This is a genomic window from Nocardia sp. NPDC004573 (genome assembly GCF_053602135.1).
In genome coordinates, this window is record NZ_JBSGDA010000009.1 from 174,539 (window position 1) to 182,451 (window position 7,913).

General features: G+C 70.5%; 8 protein-coding genes. 7 read left to right on the forward strand and 1 reads right to left on the reverse strand.

The window, feature by feature from the left end; genetic code table 11:
- Positions 1–107 precede the first annotated feature (107 nt).
- Genes alr through tsaD form a run of 6 tightly spaced genes read left to right on the forward strand, consistent with a single transcriptional unit; the run spans position 108 to position 5,179 of the window.
- On the forward strand, positions 108–1,328 hold the full coding sequence (gene alr, locus ACWEKR_RS17045; protein WP_452355247.1) for an alanine racemase: 1,221 nt from the start codon (positions 108–110) through the stop codon (positions 1,326–1,328).
- Positions 1,325–2,410, forward strand: a complete 1,086-nt coding sequence (locus ACWEKR_RS17050; RefSeq protein WP_452355248.1) for an alpha/beta fold hydrolase — start codon at positions 1,325–1,327, stop codon at positions 2,408–2,410. The genes alr and ACWEKR_RS17050 overlap by 4 nt, the downstream gene beginning before the upstream one ends.
- Positions 2,403–2,858 carry a tRNA (adenosine(37)-N6)-threonylcarbamoyltransferase complex ATPase subunit type 1 TsaE gene (gene tsaE, locus ACWEKR_RS17055; protein WP_452355249.1) on the forward strand — a complete coding sequence of 152 codons (456 nt, stop codon included), beginning with the start codon at positions 2,403–2,405 and terminating at the stop codon, positions 2,856–2,858. Before ACWEKR_RS17050 ends, tsaE begins: the two co-directional genes overlap by 8 nt.
- Before the next feature lie 55 nt (positions 2,859–2,913).
- The gene (gene tsaB, locus ACWEKR_RS17060; protein ID WP_452355250.1) at positions 2,914–3,630 is read left to right on the forward strand and encodes a tRNA (adenosine(37)-N6)-threonylcarbamoyltransferase complex dimerization subunit type 1 TsaB; all 717 of its coding nucleotides are present in this window, start codon (positions 2,914–2,916) and stop codon (positions 3,628–3,630) included.
- A 26-nt stretch (positions 3,631–3,656) separates the two neighbouring features.
- Positions 3,657–4,139, forward strand: coding sequence for a ribosomal protein S18-alanine N-acetyltransferase (rimI, locus tag ACWEKR_RS17065; RefSeq protein WP_452355330.1), 483 nt, complete (start codon positions 3,657–3,659; stop codon positions 4,137–4,139).
- Positions 4,136–5,179: a tRNA (adenosine(37)-N6)-threonylcarbamoyltransferase complex transferase subunit TsaD gene (gene tsaD / locus ACWEKR_RS17070; RefSeq protein ID WP_452355251.1), complete on the forward strand. Its 1,044-nt coding sequence runs from the start codon at positions 4,136–4,138 to the stop codon at positions 5,177–5,179. The genes rimI and tsaD overlap by 4 nt, the downstream gene beginning before the upstream one ends.
- 60 nt (positions 5,180–5,239) lie before the next feature.
- On the opposite strand, the gene ACWEKR_RS17075 is transcribed toward tsaD, so the two are convergent.
- Positions 5,240–6,772 carry an Hsp70 family protein gene (locus tag ACWEKR_RS17075; RefSeq protein WP_452355252.1) on the reverse strand — a complete coding sequence of 511 codons (1,533 nt, stop codon included), beginning with the start codon at positions 6,770–6,772 and terminating at the stop codon, positions 5,240–5,242.
- 584 nt (positions 6,773–7,356) lie between these two features.
- Between ACWEKR_RS17075 and groES the strand changes: the two genes are divergently transcribed.
- Positions 7,357–7,659, forward strand: a complete 303-nt coding sequence (gene groES, locus ACWEKR_RS17080; RefSeq protein ID WP_028479292.1) for a co-chaperone GroES — start codon at positions 7,357–7,359, stop codon at positions 7,657–7,659.
- The last annotated feature ends 254 nt before the right edge of the window (positions 7,660–7,913 follow it).

A 7,913-nucleotide genomic window follows, 5' to 3' on the forward strand; every position in this document is an offset into this window, starting at 1 on the left:
TGGCGCTCGGCACATCGGGCGCAGCGCCATCCGAACCGACTGGAACCGGAACCGAGCACGCCAATAGACTCGACCGGAACCAATGCACCGACCGATTTCGAGAGCACATGGGTAACTCGCCGGGTACGCCGACGATTCAGGCGGCACCGCACGCAGGACCTGAACGCGAATCCAGCGCGGCCGACTGGTACGGCCTGAACAGGCGGAGAGGCGGCACAGCGCAAGTGGAAACGGTCATCGACCTCGACGCCATCGCCCACAACGTGCGAATCCTGCGGGAACACGCAGGCGATGCCGCGGTGATGGCGGTGGTGAAGGCCGACGGCTACAACCACGGCGCGGTAGAGGTGGGCCGGGCCGCCCTCGCGGCGGGCGCGGCCGAACTGGGCGTCACGACCGTGGGCGAGGCGGTGCAGTTGCGCGCGGCCGGGATCACCGTGCCGATCCTGTGCTGGCTGCACAACACGGACACCGACTTCGCGCCCGCGGTGGCCGCCGACGTCGAGATCGGAATCTCCTCGCCGACCCATCTGCGCGCGGTCGAGGCCGCGGTCCGCGACACCGGCCGTCCCGCGACGGTCACGCTGAAGGTGGACACCGGCCTGAACCGCAACGGAGTCTCGCCGAGTGAGTATCCGCAAGTGCTGACGGCGCTGCGCGCTCTGGTCGATGAACAGGCGGTGCGCTTTCGCGCGATCTTCTCCCATCTCGCGCACGCCGACGAGCCCGAGCACCCCAACAACGACGTGCAACGCGCCCGATTCCTGGACGCGATCGCCACGGCCAAAGAGCACGGCCTGGAGCCGGAACTGGTGCACATCGCCAACTCCGCCGCCACCCTGACCCGCCCCGATCTGGCCTTCGACCTGGTCCGGCCGGGCATCGCCATGTACGGACTGTCGCCGATCCCGGACGACGATTTCGGGCTGCGGCCCGCGATGACCTTCCAGGCCCGGGTCGCCCTGGTCAAACGAGTGGCGGCCGGCGAGGGCGTCTCCTACGGACATCAGTGGATCGCGCCGCACGACACCACCGTCGCGCTGATTCCCGCGGGATACGCCGACGGCGTGTTCCGCCCGTTGAGCGGACGATTCGACGTCTGGCTCGGCGGAGCGTTGCGCAGGAATGTAGGGCGGGTGTGCATGGATCAGTTCGTCGTCGACCTCGGTGACAACAAGGCGGGGGTCCAGGAAGGCGACATCGCCGTTCTCTTCGGTACCCGGCCGCACGCCCAGGATTGGGCGGACCTGCTCGACACCATCCACTACGAAGTGGTGTGCTCGCCGCGCGGCCGGGTCACCCGGCGCTATATCGGTGGCGCCCGATGAGCCGCTTCCGGGTGACCCCGCTGCGCGGCGGGCTGGCGACGGTCGGTGTCGTCGGTGCGCTGGCGGGCGCCCATGCCCTGCGTCGCGCGGGTGCGCGCGTGCTGTGGCCCGCCCGGGGCGACGACTACCGCGACGAGAATTTCGCGCTGATCGATGCCGACCGCGCGGGGACGGTGCTCGCCGACGACGGCGTGCCCCTGGCGACGCGGACCTGCGGCCCCGACGACGCGCCGGTGACCGTGCTTTTCGTGCACGGCTTCTGCAACAGCATGGCGTCCTTCCATTTTCAGCGTCGTGACCTGGAGAAGTTGTGGGGTCCCCGGGTTCGCATGGTGCTGTTCGACCTGCGCGGGCACGGTCGTTCGGGCGTGCCGAGCGCGGCGAGTTGCACCGTCGGCCAGCTCGGCCGCGACCTCGTCGCGGTACTGAACGCCACCGCACCGGCCGGACCGGTGGTGCTGGTCGGGCATTCGCTGGGCGGGATGGCGATCCTGGCCGCGGCGGCGCGCTATCCGAATCTCTTCGCGGCCAGGGTGATCGGGATCGCACTGCTGTCGACCACGGCCGCCGGAGTCACCCGGGCCGGAATCGGGCAGCTGTTGCGCAATCCCGCGATCGACGGCTTCCGGCTGGCGGTGCACACCGCCCCCGCCCTGGTACAGGCCGGCCGCGTCACCGCGCGGCAAGTGATCACGCCGATCCTGCACGTCAGCTCGTTCCACGGCCCCGTGAGCCCCACCCTGTCGCGCTTCACGACGTTGATGATCGACCAGACGCCGGTGGAGACCATCGTGAAGTTCCTCCAGGCCCTCGAGCTGCACGACGAGTCGGCGGCGTTGCCCGCGCTGGCGGGCACACCGGTACTGGTGCTCGGCGGCGGGCACGACCTGGTGATCCCGTTCCGCAATTCGCGGGCGCTTGCCGCGGCCTTGCCCGGCAGCGAGCTCATCCGGTTGGAAGGCGCCGCGCACATGCCGCATATGCAGTACCCGGACATCGTCAACGCCGCGCTGGATCGACTGCTCGTGCGCGCGGGCGCGATCGATCCGTCGGGAGACGCCGCGGAGGTGGCCCGTGGCTGATCCGGGGCAGCGGGTACTGCCCACCGTCGCCGACACCGAGGCGCTGGGCCGGGAGCTGGCGACGAATCTGCGCGCCGGGGATCTGGTGGTGCTGGACGGTCCGCTCGGCGCGGGCAAGACCGCGCTCACCCGTGGCATCGCCGCGGGGCTCGGCGTGCAGGGCCGGGTCAGTTCGCCGACGTTCATCATCGCCCGCCAGCACCGCGCCGGGCAGCGCGAGGGCGGCGGCCCTGCGGTGCCCATGGTGCACGTGGACGCCTACCGGCTCGGCGGCGATCTGGACGAGCTGGACGCGCTGGATCTGGACACCGACCTGCATCAGGCGGTGGTCGTGGTGGAGTGGGGCCGCGGCGTGGTGGAGCACCTGTCGGAGCGGCACCTGCGCGTGGTGTTGTCGCGCGAGCCGGATTCGGATGTGCGCATCGCGATCTGGGAGTGGGTGGGTTAGCTCTCAGGTAGCTCTGCATGGGTGCCGCCTACCACCCGGTATCGTTGGCCCAATCATGCTTGTACTAGCCGTCGACACCGCGACACCCGCCGTCACAGCGGGACTGGTGGACCTGGAGCAGGGCGCCGGCGCGGCGGATCCCGTCCGGGTACGTACCGTCGCCACTCGGGTGCGGGTCGATCCCCGCGCCCACGCCGAGGTGCTCACGCCGCAGATCCTCGAATGCCTCACCGAGGCAGGTCGTTCCAGAACCGACATCGACGCGATCGTGGTCGGCATCGGCCCGGGCCCGTTCACCGGCCTGCGGGTCGGCATGGCCACCGCGGCCGCCTTCGGTGACGCGCTCGGCATCCCGGTGTACGGCGTGTGCAGCCTCGACGCGATCGCCGCCGACGCGGCCGTCGACCCGGCCGTGCCGCCTCCCGTCGAGCTGTCGCCCGAAGCCGAGCTGCTCGTGGTGACCGACGCGCGGCGGCGCGAGGTGTACTGGGCGCGGTACCGGGCGGGTGCGCGCGTGGCGGGACCGGAAGTGTGCAAGCCCTCGGACCTGGACGCAGGCCAGGCGACGGCGATCGCCGGATCCGCTTCGCACGTCGACTTCTTCGATCTGCCGGTCTTGCCCGCCGAGACGCCCTCGCCCGCCGGACTGGTGCGCGTCGCCGCGCCCGGCCTGCTGGCGCGCAGCGTGCCGGAGCCGCTGGTTCCGCTGTACCTGCGCAGGCCGGACGCGGTGGAGAACGCCTATCGCCGGCTCGACCGGACGGGAGCGTGAGATCCGTGGCGATCCGGATCGCGCCCATGGTGGCGGCCGACATCACCCGCTGCGTGGAGCTGGAGCAGTTGCTGTTCCCGGAGGACGACCCGTGGGCCGCCGTGGCATTCCAGTCGGAGCTGGCCGGTCGGCACAACCGGTACATCACCGCACGCGACGAGGACGGGCGAATGGTGGGCTACGCGGGCATCGCCCTGCTGGGTGACGCCGAACACCCCGAGGCCGAGGTGCACACCATCGGCGTCGACCCGGGCCGTCATCGCGCTGGTGTCGGCACCCTCCTGCTGGAGGCTTTGCTCGTCGAGGCGGACCGGCGCGGTGGACCGGTGTTCCTCGAGGTCCGCACCGACAACGCCCCGGCGATCGCGCTGTACGCCAAGCACGGCTTCCATATCATCGGATTGCGCAAGAACTACTACCATCCCAGCGGCGCGGACGCGTACACGATGCGCCGACCCGCGCTGACCAGCGACGACAGGTGGCGCACACGGGACGAGGTGCTGTCGTGATCATCATGGGCATCGAAAGCTCCTGCGACGAAACCGGTGTCGGCATCGTCCGCAGGCACCCGGACGGCACCTGCGAACTGCTCGCCGACGAGGTCGCCTCCAGTGTCGAGCAGCACGCGCGCTTCGGCGGTGTCGTCCCCGAGATCGCCTCGCGTGCGCATCTGGAGGCGATCGTGCCCGCCATGCGCCGCGCGCTGTCGGCCGCCGGCATCGCGAAACCGGACGCGCTGGCCGTGACCATCGGACCCGGCCTGGCCGGTGCGCTGCTGGTCGGGGTCGCCGCCGCGAAAGCTTATGCCGCGGCGTGGGATGTGCCCTTCTACGCGCTGAATCATCTCGGCGGGCACGTCGCGGTCGACACCCTCGAACACGGGCCGATGCCGCCGTGCGTCGCGCTCCTCGTGTCCGGAGGCCACACTCACCTGCTGCATGTCACGGATTTGTCCGAGCCGATCGTCGAGCTGGGCAGCACCGTCGACGACGCGGCGGGCGAGGCGTTCGACAAGGTGGCACGCCTGCTCGGGCTGGGTTTTCCCGGCGGTCCCGCGCTGGATGCCGCCGCGACGACCGGTGATCCGCGCGCCATCGCCTTCCCCCGCGGCATGACCGGGCCGCGCGATCCCCGCTACGACTTCTCCTTCTCGGGCCTCAAGACGGCGGTGGCCCGCTATGTCGAGGCGGCCCAGCGTGACGGCATCGCGGCCGAGAACCTACCCATCCCCGATATCGCGGCCTCGTTTCAGGAGTCCGTCGCGGATGTGCTCACCATGAAGGCGGTTCGCGCGGCTCAGGATGTCGGTGTCGGCACGCTGGTGCTCGGGGGCGGCGCGACGGCCAACTCGCGGATCCGCTCGATGGCCGAGGAGCGTTGCGGGGCCGCCGGTTTGACCCTGCGGGTGCCCAAGCCCCGGCTGTGCACGGACAACGGCGTGATGATCGCCGCGCTCGGCGCGCATGTCATCGCGGGTGGCGCGGCTCCTTCACCGCTCACGGTCGCCACCGACCCCGGCCTGCCGGTGTCGGTCAGCATGGTCCGCTGACCTGAGCGGACCGGGTGAGCGGCCGGGCGGCGAGCCGGCGTGGCGGAGGACGCGGCCGGATCAGTTCGGTGCGAGCAGTCCGGAATTGGACGCGGATCCCGAATTCCCCGGCAGCGGAAGCGGCAGGCTCGATCGCGCGGGCGCCTGGGTGGGACTCGTGCCGGGCGCCGTGGCGCTGGGCGCCGCGGACGACGATGTCCGGCTCGACTGCGGCTCGGGCGAACCGCCCAGTGTCGCATTCGGGTTCCCGAACATCGGACCGAACAGCTCCGGGAACGGGATGGGCGGAAGGTTCGGATCCGGGCGCAGCGTGGGCTGCGTGGGCGTGATCACCTGCGTGCCCGACGACCAGCCGGTCGTGCTCTGCGGCCCGTGTACCGTGGTCGTCGGCGCAGTGCCGGTGCTGGCCGGTGGGTGGCCGTGCGGCGTGATGGCCGCCGTGGTGGCGGACGGTGCGGATGTCACGGTCGGCAGTTGCGAGGCGCTGCTCGTGGTACCGGCGGGGGAGACTTCGTCGTCCGCGGTGGGGGCGAACGTTTTGACCCCGTAACCGACGATCAGCCCGACCACCACGATCGCACCGGCCAGGGTGCCGAACACCTTGGTGACCGTCCCCGCGGGCGCGTCGCCGCCGAGCGCGCCCACCGGGAAGACCGAGGGCTGCGCCGAATCGGCTACCAGTGCCGCGCCTTTCGCGGTCACCGCCTCGGGGTCGGGCACGGTGAAGACCGGGACGTCCAGCGCGGCGGTGAGTGTGTCGAGCACCGCGGGGATGTTGGCGCCGCCGCCGATGACCGCGACGGCCTGCGGCTCGCGCGGCGCCCGGGCGAACGCCGCCGTGACGAATCGCGCCAGGTCGCGCAGCAGGTCGGCGATCAACTCTTCGAAATCGGCCCTGGTCAGTTTCAGAGGGCGCCCCGCGACGTGGTCGATGGTGACCGCGGGCGCGATGGACAGGTGCTCCTTCGCCGCGCGGCCGCGGTTGGTGAGCATGCCGCGGTTGGGGCGGGTGCCGCGCCGGGCGAAGTGCAGGTCCACCAGGTGGTGGTAGATCAGCTCGTCGATCGCCTTGCCGCTGACGGCCGCGGTGCGATCGGAACGGAGCAGGGAGCCGTCGGCCCGGTCGGCGACGGTGACACTGAGCCCGGAGGCGCCGAGGTCGACGATGGCGATCGTCTCGTAGCGATCCAGCAGGCCGGTGTGCCGAAGGTACGTCAGCGCGGCGGTGCCCTCCGGAATGAGCCGCAGCTCACGCTGTTTGCCGGTGGCCGAGCGGATGATCTGCGCCTGCTCCTTGGTGCGGTAGGCGACCGCGACGCTGGTGGGCGGGTGCCCGGTGATCGGCTCGAAGTCGCGTTGCCCACCCGCGAAACGCCCACCGGCCGGGCGGATGATCTCGCGCGGATGTTGCGTGGTCGGCAATTGGGTGGTCATCAGCTCGATCGAGGAGGCAACCAGGTCACCGAGATCGGAATGGGCCGCGTCGGCCGAGACGACGCGGTAGTCGAAGCTCTGCATGCCGTTCGGCGCGGTGGAGACCAACGCCGAGCACACGACCTCGGCCCCGGCGGAGATGCCGAGGGACGTTCGCATGTTCACCTCCCTTCGAGCGGATGGTCATGGTGTCGCCGACCATCTCGAATGGACTGCCGGACCGCCGTATGGATGACGCGCGACCCGGACCGGGAAACGAACCGGTCCCTCGTCCGGGTGGGTCGCGGGGACCGGCCATGGATCACGTGTGTTTGCTCTCTGGTGAAGCTGGTGGTGCAACGATCTGCTGCGGCGCTGCGAGTTCGGCGACGCTGTGGAACCCCTTTCGCCGCCGCGCAGCCGCCCGATGAGCGACGAACCCGGCGGCCGGACCGCAGCCGTCGTCAATAGTGTCACAATCCGTTATCCGAACGTTACTGTTTTCTCGAACTTATCGCCAAGCCCGGAGCGTCGCCGGGCGCGCCGCGCAAAGTTGGCACCGCCCAGCCTTGAGCGCTGGCACTCTCATGTATAGAGTGCTAGTCGGCACTGTGTGTAGTGCTTGTGCCAGCAGCTTGACCACTGGGCAGGGGTCCCGGCACCCGCGACGACGGGGCTATGCGCAGGGTCAGCATCGTGACCAACCGACGAGTCCGGGACAACGGTTCCGGACGACCGAATCCCCTGAAAGTGGAGGGCTCAACGTGGCGAGCGTGAACATCAAGCCGCTCGAGGACAAGATCCTCGTCCAGGCCAACGAGGCCGAGACGACGACGGCCTCCGGCCTGGTCATCCCCGACACGGCGAAGGAAAAGCCGCAAGAGGGCACCGTTGTCGCCGTCGGTCCCGGCCGGTGGGACGACGAGGGCGAGAAGCGCATCCCGCTGGATGTCCAGGAGGGTGACACCGTCATCTACAGCAAGTACGGCGGCACCGAGATCAAGTACCAGGGCGAGGAGTACCTCATCCTGTCGGCGCGCGACGTGCTGGCCGTCGTCACCAAGTAGCCGATCGGGCACGCATGCGTTCCGCCCCGGTGTCTCGTGACCCGGGGCGGAACGCGTTCGGCGCCCACCCGGCACTGAACATGCGGTGCGAGCGACGGGCCCGTAGGCGGCAGCCTGTGTAACCACGAAGGGCCCCGGGAGCGCCGCGCATCGGACACAGCGGTGCGAGCGACGGGCCCGTAGGCGGCAGCCTGTGTAACCACGAAGGGCCCCGGGAGCGCCGCGCATCGGACACAGCGGTGCGAGCGACGGGC

Bases quoted from the DNA above. Each gene is read 5' to 3' on its own strand.
- alr (WP_452355247.1), top strand. From the start codon at position 108: ATGGGTAACTCGCCGGGTACGCCGACGATTCAGGCGGCACCGCACGCA.
- ACWEKR_RS17050 (WP_452355248.1), top strand. From the start codon at position 1,325: ATGAGCCGCTTCCGGGTGACCCCGCTGCGCGGCGGGCTGGCGACGGTC.
- tsaB (WP_452355250.1), top strand. From the start codon at position 2,914: ATGCTTGTACTAGCCGTCGACACCGCGACACCCGCCGTCACAGCGGGA.
- rimI (WP_452355330.1), top strand. From the start codon at position 3,657: ATGGTGGCGGCCGACATCACCCGCTGCGTGGAGCTGGAGCAGTTGCTG.
- ACWEKR_RS17075 (WP_452355252.1), bottom strand. From the start codon at position 6,772: ATGCGAACGTCCCTCGGCATCTCCGCCGGGGCCGAGGTCGTGTGCTCG.